Source organism: Kitasatospora sp. NPDC029367, assembly GCF_055569135.1.
In genome coordinates, this window is sequence record NZ_JBVHYH010000024.1 from 40441 (window position 1) to 53413 (window position 12973).

The 12973-nt window shown below is 72.7% G+C and carries 14 protein-coding genes; 4 read left to right on the forward strand and 10 right to left on the reverse strand.

The window, feature by feature from the left end; translation table 11 throughout:
* Positions 1–24 precede the first annotated feature (24 nt).
* Entirely contained in the window at positions 25–564 is a 540-nt protein-coding gene (locus tag ACZ4W5_RS15850) for a hypothetical protein (protein WP_465655001.1), read from the reverse strand.
* A 153-nt stretch (positions 565–717) separates the two neighbouring features.
* On the opposite strand from ACZ4W5_RS15850, the gene ACZ4W5_RS15855 reads away from it, so the two are divergent.
* Complete coding sequence (locus tag ACZ4W5_RS15855) at positions 718–1359, forward strand: PhzF family phenazine biosynthesis protein (protein ID WP_465655003.1); 642 nt, start codon at positions 718–720, stop codon at positions 1357–1359.
* A 21-nt stretch (positions 1360–1380) separates the two neighbouring features.
* Here ACZ4W5_RS15855 and ACZ4W5_RS15860 read toward each other — a convergent pair whose 3' ends face one another.
* From ACZ4W5_RS15860 to ACZ4W5_RS15875, 4 genes are all read right to left on the reverse strand, one after another.
* Positions 1381–1998, reverse strand: coding sequence for a VanZ family protein (locus ACZ4W5_RS15860; RefSeq protein ID WP_360238048.1), 618 nt, complete (start codon positions 1996–1998; stop codon positions 1381–1383).
* A 118-nt stretch (positions 1999–2116) separates the two neighbouring features.
* Positions 2117–2446 (reverse strand): hypothetical protein, encoded by a 330-nt coding sequence (locus ACZ4W5_RS15865; protein WP_465655005.1) that lies wholly within the window; start codon positions 2444–2446, stop codon positions 2117–2119.
* Positions 2443–3984, reverse strand: coding sequence for an ATP-binding protein (locus ACZ4W5_RS15870; RefSeq protein ID WP_465655007.1), 1542 nt, complete (start codon positions 3982–3984; stop codon positions 2443–2445). The genes ACZ4W5_RS15865 and ACZ4W5_RS15870 overlap by 4 nt, the downstream gene beginning before the upstream one ends.
* Before the next feature lie 44 nt (positions 3985–4028).
* Complete coding sequence (locus tag ACZ4W5_RS15875; protein WP_030257458.1) at positions 4029–4706, reverse strand: response regulator transcription factor; 678 nt, start codon at positions 4704–4706, stop codon at positions 4029–4031.
* 586 nt (positions 4707–5292) lie between these two features.
* Between ACZ4W5_RS15875 and ACZ4W5_RS15880 the strand changes: the two genes are divergently transcribed.
* On the forward strand, positions 5293–5955 hold the full coding sequence (locus tag ACZ4W5_RS15880; protein WP_360238171.1) for a SigE family RNA polymerase sigma factor: 663 nt from the start codon (positions 5293–5295) through the stop codon (positions 5953–5955).
* Between the two features lie 225 nt (positions 5956–6180).
* On the opposite strand, the gene ACZ4W5_RS15885 is transcribed toward ACZ4W5_RS15880, so the two are convergent.
* From ACZ4W5_RS15885 to deoC, 5 genes are all read right to left on the reverse strand, one after another.
* Positions 6181–6804, reverse strand: coding sequence for an ATP-binding protein (locus ACZ4W5_RS15885; RefSeq protein ID WP_360238169.1), 624 nt, complete (start codon positions 6802–6804; stop codon positions 6181–6183).
* A gap of 89 nt (positions 6805–6893) precedes the next feature.
* Positions 6894–7301: a hypothetical protein gene (locus ACZ4W5_RS15890; RefSeq protein WP_402489352.1), complete on the reverse strand. Its 408-nt coding sequence runs from the start codon at positions 7299–7301 to the stop codon at positions 6894–6896.
* Between the two features lie 212 nt (positions 7302–7513).
* Entirely contained in the window at positions 7514–8419 is a 906-nt protein-coding gene (locus ACZ4W5_RS15895) for an aldehyde dehydrogenase family protein (protein WP_360238040.1), read from the reverse strand.
* The gene (locus ACZ4W5_RS15900) at positions 8412–9908 is read right to left on the reverse strand and encodes an aldehyde dehydrogenase family protein (RefSeq protein ID WP_402489355.1); all 1497 of its coding nucleotides are present in this window, start codon (positions 9906–9908) and stop codon (positions 8412–8414) included. The genes ACZ4W5_RS15895 and ACZ4W5_RS15900 overlap by 8 nt, the downstream gene beginning before the upstream one ends.
* 5 nt (positions 9909–9913) lie before the next feature.
* Complete coding sequence (gene deoC / locus ACZ4W5_RS15905) at positions 9914–10900, reverse strand: deoxyribose-phosphate aldolase (protein WP_360238036.1); 987 nt, start codon at positions 10898–10900, stop codon at positions 9914–9916.
* A 225-nt stretch (positions 10901–11125) separates the two neighbouring features.
* Here deoC and ACZ4W5_RS15910 point away from each other — a divergent pair, with 225 nt between their 5' ends.
* Complete coding sequence (locus tag ACZ4W5_RS15910) at positions 11126–11806, forward strand: PH domain-containing protein (protein ID WP_360238034.1); 681 nt, start codon at positions 11126–11128, stop codon at positions 11804–11806.
* A gap of 194 nt (positions 11807–12000) precedes the next feature.
* Positions 12001–12912: a pyrroline-5-carboxylate reductase gene (proC, locus tag ACZ4W5_RS15915; RefSeq protein ID WP_465655009.1), complete on the forward strand. Its 912-nt coding sequence runs from the start codon at positions 12001–12003 to the stop codon at positions 12910–12912.
* Positions 12913–12973: the final 61 nt, after the last annotated feature.

The window sequence follows — 12973 nt, forward strand, 5'->3', positions numbered from 1 at the left end:
ACGGGCCTTCCGGCGTTCCGGGGCTCAGCCGGCCGGCTGCTGCGGCGGCTGCGGCTGGGCGTACGGGTTGTCCGCCACCGGCTGCGCCGGAGCGCCCGGCTGGTTCGGCACGGCGCCCTGCGGCGCCACCGGCTGGCCCGGCTGCCCGGCCTGCGGGGCGTTCGGGTTGAACGCGGCCTGCGGGGCGGCGGCGTTGGGGTTGTACGGCGCCTGCGGGGCGTTGGGGTTGTACGGCGCGTGCGGGGTGTACGGCGTGACCGGCTGCTGCGGCGCGTTCTTGGCGTTGCTGCGCTCGACGACCGCCTTCACCGTGGTGACGATCATGGCGATCGGCAGGATCAGCGCCTGGAAGAAGATCCGGTAGGTCCCGCCCTCGAAGACGAACGCGAGGTAGTAGGCGTAGCCCGCGAACGCGAGGCCGATCGCGATGTTGAGGATCCGCATGCCGACCTTGAGCCCGCGCAGGGGCAGGACGCCGAGGACCAGCATGATGGTGCCGCTGAGCGCCAGCAGGACGACGTACCAGGAGAAGCCGGGCTCGTTGCTGAAATCGAGATTGTTCAAGGGATTTCCTGTGGGAGGGGAAAAGCGACGGGAACCGTCCGGGGACGACAGCGCACAGTACTGGAGGGGGCCGACAATCGTCGTCGCCTTTTCATCACGGTGTCGTTGCGCTGAGTCGCAGTGGCGCCGGAGCGGTAATTGACGAGGTGGGAAATGACTGACTATGAGGTGCTGCGGGTCTTTTGCGGGCCGGACGGGCGGCACGGCAACGCCCTCGGCGTGGTGCGGGACGGCGCCGCCGTGCCGGGGCGGGCGGCGCGGCAGGCCTTCGCCGGTGAACTCGGTTTCAGCGAGACGGTGTTCGTCGACGACCCGGAGCGCGGGGAGATCGACATCTACACCCCGAGCGTGCGGCTGCCCTTCGCCGGCCACCCGTGCGTGGGCGCCGCCTGGCTGCTCGGGGTGGACCGGCTGGTGACCGCCGCGGGGGAGGTGGCGGTGCGGCGCGAGGGCGGGCTGACCCGGATCGAGGCCCGGCCGGAGTGGGCCCCGGGGCGGACCCTGCGGCAGTACGGCTCGGTCGCCGAGGTGGAGGCGCTGGAGGTGCCGCCGCCGGGGGAGTGGGTGTACGCCTGGGCCTGGCAGGACGAGGCGGCCGGTACGGTCCGGGCGCGGGCCTTCCCGGGCCGGGGTGACGGGATCGACGAGGACGAGGCGACCGGCGCGGCGGCGTTGCTGCTGGCGGCCCGGCTCGGGCGGGCGGTGACCGTCACCCAGGGCCGGGGTTCGCAGCTGCTGGCCGGTCCGCGGCCGGGCGGGCTGGTCGAGGTCGGCGGCCGGGTGGTGCGTGCCTAGCCGGGGCGTACGGCCCCGGGGTCAGCCGGCGGGCGGGGTGGGTCCCGCGTAGGCGCGCGGACGGGCCGCGGCCGCCATGGTCACCGTCGGGGTGACGGCGGCGGCCACCGGCGGGGCGGCCAGGACGGCGGCCCGCCGGGCCCGCGCCGCCGCCCGGTGGTCCCGCAGCAGGCGGCGCAGACCGGGGACGAGGGCGAGGTGGGCGATCATCACGCCGAGCACGGCGAACAGTATGTGGTCCACGTTGAGCACGTGTCCGGGCGTCCAGGAGGAGAGGAACTCCAGGCCGGTCGCCAGCAGGGCGGACACGCCGGTGGTGCGCAGGAAGGACGGCAGCCAGGGGGCCCGGACCCGGCCGCCGGCCAGCGGCAGCAGGACGCCGAGCGGGGCGAGCAGCAGGAACTCGCCGATCACCTGCCAGGTGGTGGAGGAGCGGAGCGAGGCCAGCGGCGTCAGGTTGGCGTCGTACACCCAGGCCACCGGCAGGGGTCTGAGCACCAGCCAGAGCACCAGCGTCAGGTGGAGGGCCAGGCCCGCCAGTCCGGCGTGCCGGAGGGGACGGTGGACGCCCGCCGCCGGCCTGTTCTCGGTCCGTGCGCCGGAACGCTCGTCGCGTGTCCTGGTGCCATCTCGCTGCACGGGGGGAAGGACGTGGGCCGGTGGCGCGGCGGTTCCACACCGGGCCTGAACATTCCGGGACGCGCCCCCGTTTCCCGTCACACGGGGTCGGACGGGCGCGTCCCGGCCGGAGCAGGCCCTACCGACAGGGCGCCGCGGTGGGCACCGCGCTGAACACGTTGTCGGGCGGCGGCGAGCCCGGCGCCACCGGGGTGGGCGAGGGGCTGGCGCTCGCCTTGGCCGCGCCGCGGGCCGGGGTGGCGGCCGGGGCCGGCGGGGTCGGGGTGGCCAGCGCGGTCGGTATGTGCGGGGCGCTCGGGCAGGCCGTCCGGCTGGCGGGCGCGCCGGCGTCGACCGGTACGGCCGTCGGACGGATGCCGCAGCCGGAGGCCAGCGCGAGCAGGAGCAGTACGCCGGCGGTGCGGCGCAGGGTGGAGCGGCGCAGGGCGGTGCGGGTGGGGGCGGTCACGTGGCGTCCTTGAGCTCGGCGTCGCGGGCGGGGCCGCGCTCGGCCCCGCCCGCGGACGGCGGCGGTGGCGGGGTCAGCGGCAGCGTCAGGGTGAACACCGCGCCGACCTCCCCGTTCGCCGCCGTGATGGTCCCCCCGTGGATCTGGGCGTTGGCCATCGCGATGGACAGCCCCAGGCCGCTGCCCTCCGAGCGGGCCCGGCCGCGGTCGGCCTTGTAGAAGCGGTCGAAGACGTGCGGCAGCACGTCCTCGGGGATGCCGGGGCCGCTGTCGGAGACCTCGACCACGACCGAGTCCGCGGACTGCCGGACCTTGACCCGCACCGGTGAGCCGCCGTGCTTGAGCGCGTTGCCGATCAGGTTGGCGAAGACCACGTCGAGCCGGCGCGGGTCGACGACGGCCAGGATGCCGCGCGGGGCGTCCAGTTCGACCGCGTCGTACCAGGCCCGGCCGTCGATGCAGGACATGATCAGGTCGGCGACGTCGACCTCGTCGGCGACCAGCTTGGCGGTGCCGGCGTCGAAGCGGGTGACCTCCATCAGGTTCTCGACCAGGTCGGACAGCCGCCTGGTCTCGCTCACCACGAGTCGGACGGCGGGCTCGATCATCGGGTCCAGCGACTCGGCCTCGTCCTCCAGGATGTCGGTCACCGCGGTCATCGCGGTCAGCGGGGTGCGCAGCTCGTGCGACATGTCGGCGACGAACCGCCGGCTCTGCGCCTCGCGCGCGCTCAGCTCCTCGACCTGCTCGTGCAGCGACTCCGCGGCCCGGTTGAAGGTCCGGGCCAGATCGGCGAGTTCGTCGGAGCCCTCGACCTCCAGCCGGGTGTCCAGGTGGCCCTCGCCGAGCCGCTTGGCGGCCTCGCCGAGCCGCTTGACCGGCCGCAGCACGGTCGAGGAGGCGGCCTGGGCGAGCAGGGCCGAACCGATCAGCGCGAGCAGGGTCGCGATCGCCAGCGACCAGCCCAGGGTGTTGAGGTCGGCCCGTTCGTTCTCCAGCGACTTGAACATGTACGCCGTCGGACCGTTCGGCAGCACCTTGGTGCCGCCGATCACGAACGGGCGGCCCTCCAGGTTCTGCCGCTGCCAGTACAGGTGGTACGGGTACGGGTTGCTCTCGGTGACCTCGCGCGGCTTGGCGACGGTGGACTGCAGCGCCGCCGGGACGTCGGTCAGGGTGAAGTGCGTCGGGGCCGAGGAGGCCGGGCACTCGGGGTGCGCCGGGTCGACCACGACCACGTCGTAGGACAGGCCGGAGCTCGCCACGTTGGCGGCCAGCGTGGCGAGCTCCGGGCAACTGGCGTTCAGCGGAAGGTCGGAGACGTTGCGGCTGAGCGAGACCCGGAAGTCGTTCAGCGCGGTGTCCTGGGCGCGCTTGAGCACCGCGTCGCGGTTCAGCCAGTACGCGATGCCGGAGGCCGAGACGGCGGCGAGCAGCGCGACGGCCGCGAACACCGCGATCAGCCGCACCCGCAGGGAGCGCAGCCGTCGCCACGGACCGGACGAGAACCGCCGGGCAGTCTGCTGATGGTCAGTCACAAGAGCCTGTCGTCGTACGGGAGTTCAGGAAGGTGGGCGGGGGCTCAGGCAGGCGGGTCCAGTCGGTAGCCGACCCCGCGCACGGTGCGGATCAGCGTCGGCGCGGACGGCACGTCCTCGACCTTGGCCCGCAGCCGTTGCACGCAGGCGTCCACCAGGCGGGAGTCGCCGAGGTAGTCGTGCTCCCAGACCAGCCGGAGCAGCTGCTGACGGGAGAGCGCCTGGCCGGGCCGGCGGCTGAGCTCCAGCAGCAGCCGCAGCTCGGTCGGGGTGAGCTGGAGGTCCTGACCGTCCTTGGTGACGGTCATCGCGGCCCGGTCGATCACCACGCTGCCGTAGGCGGAGGAGTCCGAGCTCTCCCGCTCGCCGCGCCGCAGCACGGCGCGGATCCTGGCATCCAGCACACGCGGCTGGACCGGTTTCACCACGTAGTCGTCCGCGCCGGACTCCAGGCCGACCACCACGTCGATGTCGTCCGAGCGGGCGGTGAGCAGGATGATCGGCAGCTGGTCGGTACGGCGGATCCGACGGCACACCTCGAAGCCGTCGATTCCGGGCAGCATGACGTCCAGCACGATCAGGTCGGGCCGCTGCTCCTTGAAGAGCCTCAGACCGTCCTCGCCGGAGGCGGCGGTGGCCACACGGTGGCCCTGGCGGGTGAGGGCGAGTTCGAGGCCGGTCCGGATGGCGTCGTCGTCCTCGATCAGTAGGAGGAAAGGCACGGCCCCATTTTGGCCCACCGGGAACGCCGAATCACCCCCAGGACCGGTCACCGCCCGTACGGGAACCGGAAGGATGCCCACCGGCGTCCGGAACGGCGGGAGGAGGCACGGGTCGAAAGGCCCGGCCCTGTGACACCCCTGTGACAGTCGGCGGACAGCGCCATCACAACCGGCGGGCAGGATTTTCCATGTCGCCGCAGGACAGCGGGCCGCAAGGGCCGGCTGGAGGGCGGCAACAGGAACCGCTCGTACCGAACCAAGGGGGCGCACGATGAACGCCATGCTTCAGACCCGGACCAACCCGGCTGTCCGCACCGCGCGTTCCTCAGCGACCACCCACCGGACCCGGTACGAGATCAGGACCGACGAGAACTCCGGTGCCGTGACCGTACGGGGGTGCGCACACAGCACCGGTGGAAACCCTGTCGCCCGCCGGGTGAGCGGCGGCGGCAGGACGGGGGAGCTGTACGGGATCGGCCGACTGGGGAGTGCGGTCGACTCCGGCAACACCCTCGCGCTGCGGGGGATCCTCCCCGTCCGCGTCGAGGGTACGGACGCCCGGGGGGGCGACCAGAGGAAGAACGGTCTGCGCACGGTCGGCTCGGGGGAGCCGGCCGGTCGCGGGGCCGCCGGTGCGACGCTGCTGCGGCTGAACCCCGCGCCGGCCCGCACCACCGAGGCGGGACAGGGAGACGCGCAGGGGGAGCACCCGGCCGTCGCGGAGGACCACATCACGGAGTTCACCGCGTACGTGCGCGAGCGCCGCGCCTCCCTGTACGCCACGGCGTACCACCTCACCGGTGACCGCTACGAGGCCGAGGACCTGCTGCAGAGCGCGCTCTTCAGCACCTACCGGGCTTGGGGCCGGATCACCGACAAGGCCGCGGTCGGGGGCTACCTCCGCCGCACCATGACCAACCTGCACATCTCCGCCTGGCGGCGCCGCAAGGTCAACGAGTACCCGACCGAGGAGCTGCCGGAGACGGCCGGCGACACCGACGCGATGGGCGGCACCGAGCTGCGCACCGTGCTCTGGCAGGCGCTGGCGAAGCTGCCGGAGAACCAGCGGACCATGCTGGTGCTGCGGTACTACGAGGGCAAGACCGACCCGGAGATCGCCGACGTGCTGGGGATCAGCGTCGGCACGGTCAAGAGCAGCATCTGGCGCGCGCTGCGCCGGCTGCGCGACGACGAGCACCTGAACAAGTCGGGCGACACCGCCCGGGCGTTCGGCGAGCTGGTCGCCTGACGGCGGCTGGCAGGGAGCAGGGGACAGGACTCCCGTCGGGGGACGGGTAGCGGACGGTTGCGGTTCGGGGGCACCGGCTCGGGGGAGCGGTGCTCGTGGGGAGCCGAAGCCGTTCGGCGGGCGACGGGCCCGGTGCGGGGGAGACGCACCGGGCCCGTCGTCGTGTTCGTCCGCGGGTGAAGCGGATCGACCCAGACCGCGGACCGACTCAGAGCGCGGACCGGCTCAGACCGCGGACAGCTCCCGCCGCCCGGCGGCGGCGCGGATCCGCCGCTCGGCCTCCGGCCCGGCACACGGGTACGAGCCCAGCTCGACCTGCCGTCCGACGATGGCCCGCTCGGCCCGCATCAGCCGCAGGCCCCGGCGCAGCAGCACCGGAAGCGACTTGCGGCCCTCCCGGACGTCCCGGCGCAGTCGGCGCCAGGCCGTGGTGAGCGCGCCGTTGCGCAGGCACAGGGCGTCGCCGAGCAGGCCCTCGGCGGTGCACTCGGTGACGATCTCGGCGGCGAAGATGCCCTCGGCGATGAACGCGGTGGCGCCGTCCAGGTCCAGGGCGCGGGTGGAGATCCGGCCGTTGTCCGGGATCGAGTACACCGGCACCTCGGTGCGCCCGTGCTCGTACAGCGCGCGGATGGCGGCGACGGCCTGGTCGCGGTGCCAGGCGAGCGGGGAGTCCCAGTCCACGGCGCCGTCGGGCAGCCGGGGGAGGGTGGGGTCGTCCCCGTCCTTGTAGAAGTCGTCCAGCTGGAGCACCGGGAGGCCGCTGCGTTCGGCCAGCGAGGACTTCCCCGATCCGGAGGGCCCGGAGAGCAGGATCACCCGGGCGTGGGCCGTCGGCACGGGGTTCATGGGGGAGTCACTCACGGGACACCAGTCTGACGCATCCCGGCCGGTTGCCGAAACCGTTGTGCATCACACCTTCCGGTCACGCCTTCCGGTCACGCCTGCCGGAAGTCGGGGCCGGCGAGGGCGAGGTGGACCGCCGGCAGGTAGCGGCTGTCGACCTGGAGGTACACCTGGCGCCCGCCGCCGGGCGGCCGGTAGCCGGTGGCGGCCCAGTCCTGGGAGTGCCAGGTGTCGGGCTCGGGCTCGTGGAAGGTGCCCCCGGTGGGCAGTTCGAGCGGGCCGGCCCCGCGGGCGCGGAAGGTGACCGCGGCGGCACCCGGGGTGATGTCCAGCCGGCCGTTGGCGTAGTGGCGTTGCCAGCCCGGCCGGTCGGACCGGGCGGAGCAGGGCACTCGGACGGCCTTCCCGGCGGCCAGTCGGCGGCCGACCCGGGCGACGTGCCAGCGGCGGACGAAGCCGTCCGTGAGCAGCGGCATCAGCTCGGCGATCAACTCTCCCACGGCGCCTCCTCGGTGGTGTCGGTACCGGGGATTCTGGTCCGGACGCACACGCACGGCGAGCGCCGAAAGTCGGCGCGGGCGGTGACGAAAGTCGACGGACCCGCACCAGGGGGGAGAGGTGCGGGTCCGTCCAATGACCGTCCGGGCCCTGGGGGGGAGAGGGCACGGGGGACGGCCAGTCTGTGGAGTTGTGACGCGATACCGACGGAGGGTCAGATACCCATCGGGTGCCAGACCGTCTTCGTCTCCAGGAAGGAGAGTAGCCGGTTGGTACCGGGCGCATCCGTCCAGTCCTGGGCGAACGGGTCCAGCCCCGGACGGACCACCCGCTTCAGGGTATCGGCGGCGGCGGCCTCCAGGGCGGTCGCCGCGCCGGGGCCGTCGGCGGCGATGGCGCCGGTGAGGTCCAGCGCGTTGACGTCCTGGTGCGAGGCCAGGGTGGGGGCGATGTCCGCGGTCCGGCCCGAGATGATGTTGACCACGCCGCCCGGGAGGTCCGAGGTGGCCAGCACCTCGCCCAGGGACAGCGCGGGCAGCGGGGCGTCCGCGGCGGCCGCGACCACGACCGTGTTGCCGGTGGCGATCGCCGGGGCGATCACCGAGACCAGGCCGAGCAGCGAGTGCCCGTACCCGGCCTGCGGGGCGACGATCCCGACCACGCCGGTCGGCTCCGGGGTGGAGAGGTTGAAGTACGGCCCGGCGACGGGGTTGGCGCCGCCCGCGATCTGGGCGATCTTGTCCGTCCAGCCCGCGTACCAGACCCAGCGGTCGATCGCGGCGTCCACCAGCGCGGCGGCCTTCTTCGGGCCGATGCCCTCGGAGAGCGCCACCTCGGCGGCGAACTGCTCACGCCGGCCCTGCAGCATCTCGGCGACCCGGTAGAGCACCTGGCCGCGGTTGTACGCGGTGGTGCCGGCCCAGCCCTTGACCGCCGCGCGGGCGGCCAGGACGGCGTCCCGGGTGTCCTTGCGGGTGCCCAGCGGGGCGTTGGCGAGCCACTCGCCCTTTGAGTCGGTCACCTCGTACACCCGCCCGCTCTCGGAGCGCGGGAACTTCCCGCCGACGTACAGCTTGTAGGTCTTGAGGACGTCAAGACGCTGGATGGTCGTGTCAGACATCTCGGGCCTCGACATTCAGGTAGGGCTCCAGACCGTGGCGGCCACCCTCGCGGCCGTAACCCGACTCCTTGAAACCGCCGAACGGCGAGGTCGGGTCGAACTTGTTGAAGGTGTTGGCCCAGACCACACCCGCCTTGAGCCGGTTGGCCGTCCAGAGGATGCGCGAGCCCTTCTCCGTCCAGATGCCGGCGGAGAGGCCGTACGGGGTGTTGTTGGCCTTCTGGACCGCCTCTTCGGGGGTGCGGAAGGTCAGCACCGACAGGACCGGGCCGAAGATCTCCTCCTGGGCGATCCGGTGGGCCTGGCTGACGCCGGTGAACAGGGTCGGCCTGAACCAGAAGCCGGTGCCCGGGAGTTCGCACTCCGGCGACCAGCGCTCGGCGCCCTCGGCCTCGCCGGCCGCGGTCAGCTCGGTGATCCGGGCCAGCTGGGCGGCCGAGTTGATCGCGCCGATGTCGGTGTTCTTGTCCAGCGGGTCGCCGACCCGCAGGGTGCCCATCCGGCGCTTGAGGGCGTCCAGCAGCTCGTCCTGGATCGACTCCTGGACCAGCAGGCGGGAGCCGGCGCAGCAGACGTGGCCCTGGTTGAAGAAGATGCCGTTGACGATGCCCTCGACCGCCTGGTCGATCGGCGCGTCGTCGAAGACGATGTTGGCGGCCTTGCCGCCCAGCTCCAGCGACAGCTTCTTGCGGCTGCCGGCCAGCTGCTTGGCGATCGCCCGGCCGACCGGGGTGGAGCCGGTGAAGGCGACCTTGTTGACGTCCGGGTGCGCGGTGAGCGCGGCGCCGGTGCGGCCGTCGCCGGTGACGATGTTGACGACGCCCTTCGGCAGACCGGCCTGGCGGCAGATCTCGGCGAAGCGCAGCGCGGTCAGCGGGGTGGTCTCGGCCGGCTTGAGGACGACGGTGTTACCGGTCGCCAGCGCGGGCGCGATCTTCCACGCCAGCATCATCAGCGGGAAGTTCCACGGGATGATCTGGCCGGCCACGCCCAGCGGGCGCGGGTTGGCGCCGAAGCCGGCGTAGTCCAGCTTGTCCGCCCAGCCCGCGTAGTAGAAGAACCAGGCGGCGACGGTCGGGATGTCGAAGTCGCGGGTCTCGCGGATCGGCTTGCCGTTGTCCATCGACTCCAGCACGGCCAGCTCGCGGGCGCGCTCCTGGATGATCCGGGCGATCCGGAACAGGTACTTGGCGCGCTCGCTGCCCGGCAGCGCCGACCAGTCGGCGAAGGCCTTGCGGGCGGCGGCGACGGCGCGGTCCACGTCCTCGTCGGTGCCCTGGGCGAACTCGGCGAGCACCTGCTCGGTGGCCGGGTTGACCGTCTTGAGGGCCTCGCTGCCGGAGGAGTCGACGAACTCGCCGCCGATGAAGTGGCCGTACGAGGTCGCGAGGTCGCCCGCGGCGGCGGGGGACTCCGGGGCCGGGGCGTAGGTGAAGAGGCCTCCGGCCGGCTGGGCCGCGGGCTCCTCGGTGTTCTTCTTCTTGGCCATGGTGATCAGTCCACCGTCACGTAGTCGGGGCCGGAGTAGCGGCCGGTGGCGAGCTTCTGGCGCTGCATCAGCAGGTCGTTGAGCAGGCTGGAGGCGCCGAAGCGGAACCAGTGCGGGGTCAGCCAGTCGTCGCCGAGCGTCTCGTTGACCATCACCAGGTACTTCATGGCGTCCTTGGTGGTCTTGATGCCACCGGCCGGCTTCACGCCGACCTGGACGCCGGTGGCGGCGCGGAAGTCGCGGACCGCCTCCAGCATCAGCAGGGTGACCGGCGGGGTCGCGTTGACGGTGACCTTGCCGGTGGAGGTCTTGATGAAGTCGGCGCCGGCCAGCATCGCCAGCCAGGAGACCCGGCGGACGTTGTCGTAGGTCTGCAGCTCGCCGGTCTCGAAGATCACCTTGAGGTGGGCGTAGCTGCCGTCGGCGCGCTTGCACGCCTCCTTGACGGCGACGATCTCGTTGAAGACGTCGAAGTAGCGGCCGGAGAGGAAGGCGCCCCGGTCGATCACCATGTCGATCTCGTCGGCGCCCGCGGCCACCGCGTCGGCGGTGTCGGCGAGCTTGACCGGGAGGGCGGCGCGGCCGGCCGGGAAGGCGGTGGCCACCGAGGCGACCTGGATGTCGGTGCCCCGGAGGGCGTCCTTCGCGGTGGCGACCATGTCCGGGTAGACACAGATGGCGGCGACGCGCGGGGTGGTCGGGTCGGTCGGGTCGGGGGTCCTGCCCTTGGCGCACAGTGCGCGCACCTTGCCGACCGTGTCCGCGCCCTCCAGCGTGGTCAGGTCGATCATGGAGATCGCCAGGTCGATGGCGCGGGCCTTCGCCGTGGTCTTGATCGAGCGGGTCCCGAGGGACGCGGCGCGGGCTTCGAGGCCGACCTGGTCGACGCCGGGCAGGCCGTGCAGGAAGCGGCGGAGCGAGGCCTCGGACGCCGCAACGTCCGCGAGGCCGCTGCCCGCAACGCCGGGGGCATTGGCTGCAACAGTGGACATAGTCACCAGACCAGCATATCTACGCGCGTAGCCGACCGCTAGAGCGGCCACCTTTCCGGCCGCCTTTCGTGGCCGGACCGAGACCTCGGCCGAGCGGGGCCGCCCGGCGGGGGCCCGGACGAGGGCGGGGTGCCGGCCGGGGTGCTGGCGGGGCGCCGCCTGGGGGGCCATTCGTGGCCGGACCGAGACCCGCCGGCGAGGGGTGCATGGGGCAGAATCGACGCCATGACCGAATCCGACGGCAAGCCCCACCAGGGCCCGGCCGCCCCCGACGGGGAACCCGAGTACGCGGACCGCGTGTACCGCTCCGTCCCCGGCGTGATCTCCGGAGTGTTCCTGCTCGCCGTCGCCGCCTGGCTGATCGGCGACGCGGCGGTGACCGGCACCGGCAAGACCCCGTACGTCGCGCTCGCGGCGCTGCCGGTGTTCGCCTTCCCGGTGATCGCCTACACGCTGCGCCCGGCGGTGTTCGCCGGCAGCCGGCGCCTGGTCGTCCGCAACCCCTGGCGCACCATCACCGTCCCCTGGGCCTCGGTCGACGCGCTGCGGGCCGGGTACTCGGTCGAGCTGCTGTCCGGCGAGAAGAAGTACCAGGTGTGGGCCGTCCCGGTGTCGCTGCGCCAGCGCAAGCGGGCCAACCGGGCACTGAGCCGCGGCAACGCCGAGCACGCCTCCCGGACGGGCCTGGGGCTGGGCCTCGCCGCCCGGACCAACCCGGTCGTCCAGGGGTCCTCGGACCCCACCCGGGCCTGGTCCGACCAGGTGACCGACGTCCTCCAGGGAATGGCCGAGCGCAACGGCCGCCGACCCGACGCCGCCGGCCCGGTGGTCGTCCGCTGGTGCTGGTGGGTGATCGCCCCGACGCTGCTCGGCCTGGTCGCGCTGATCACGGTGATCGCGGTCTGACGACGACCGCACCACGCAGGAGCCCGCCGGAAACGGCGGGCTCCTTCGCATTGGGGGAGGCGCGGCGCGGGGAGGTGCGTTGGGGGAGGCCCGTCCCTCGAAATAGGTTTTGTACGGTCGTAAAACCTGTCCGGTCCATCCGCCTTTGGTCACTTGTCGGTCCAAGATCACATAAATAGGCTGGCGCGGGTGTTGTGAAGCTTCCGAAAAGGCACATTCGTGATGACCGTCGCTTGGTGCGTCCAGAAGTGACGCCCGTTGACAGTGGGGGAAATGTGGCCAGTGGGGAAAGTCTGACAGCCGGCGTGGACCGGGTCGTCGTCATCGGCGCCGGGCACATGGGCGCCGCGATCATTTCCGGACTCCTGAGGAAAACTCCGGACCTCCCGCTCGAAATCGTGGAGACGGCCGAATCCCGGGCGCTCCTGGTACGCACGGAATTCGGCCTGGAACCCGTCGTCCGGTACCGCCCGCGGCCCGGGGACGCCGTGATCCTGGCCATCCAGCCGCAGGCCTTCGAGGGCTTCGCGGCCGACCAGGAACCGGGCGCGTTCGAGGGGGCCCTGGTCATCTCCGTGATGGCCGGGGTGAGCATCGCGGCCATCACGGCGCTGCTGCACACCGACCGCGTCGTCCGGGCGATTCCCAACACGCCGTCCGAGGTCGCGCAGGGCATGACCGTGCTGTGCCCCGGCGCCACCGTGCCGGCGGCCGACGTGCGGACCGCCGAACGGCTGCTGTCGTCGATCGGCCGGGCCCTCACCGTGCGCGACGAGGCCCTCATCGACGACGCCACCGCGCTCTGCGGCGGCGGGCCGGCCTTCGTCGCGCACATCGCCGGGGCCTTCATCGACTTCGCCGTCACCGCCGGGTTCGACCGCGCGCAGGCCCGGTCGATGACCACCCAGGTACTGCGCGGCACCGCGGAACTCCTGGATTCGACCGAGCACTCCCCCGAGGAACTCTGCCGGCAGGTCATGACCCCGGGGGGAACGACCGAACAGGGAATCTTCCATTTCCAGGAGCTGGGGCTCCAGGAGGTACTGGTGGGGGGTTTGACCCGGTCCGCCGACCGGTCGCGTGAACTGGGCGGCATCGGCAGGTGAAAGCGCGTGCCACGGCGGCCGCCACCCCGGTGAATGCGGTGCGGCCGGGGAACCGGCCGAG

Bases quoted from the DNA above. Each gene is read 5' to 3' on its own strand.
- ACZ4W5_RS15895 (WP_360238040.1), bottom strand. From the start codon at position 8,419: ATGTCTGACACGACCATCCAGCGTCTTGACGTCCTCAAGACCTACAAG.
- ACZ4W5_RS15855 (WP_465655003.1), top strand. From the start codon at position 718: ATGACTGACTATGAGGTGCTGCGGGTCTTTTGCGGGCCGGACGGGCGG.
- ACZ4W5_RS15900 (WP_402489355.1), bottom strand. From the start codon at position 9,908: ATGGCCAAGAAGAAGAACACCGAGGAGCCCGCGGCCCAGCCGGCCGGA.
- ACZ4W5_RS15910 (WP_360238034.1), top strand. From the start codon at position 11,126: ATGACCGAATCCGACGGCAAGCCCCACCAGGGCCCGGCCGCCCCCGAC.
- ACZ4W5_RS15885 (WP_360238169.1), bottom strand. From the start codon at position 6,804: ATGAACCCCGTGCCGACGGCCCACGCCCGGGTGATCCTGCTCTCCGGG.
- deoC (WP_360238036.1), bottom strand. From the start codon at position 10,900: ATGTCCACTGTTGCAGCCAATGCCCCCGGCGTTGCGGGCAGCGGCCTC.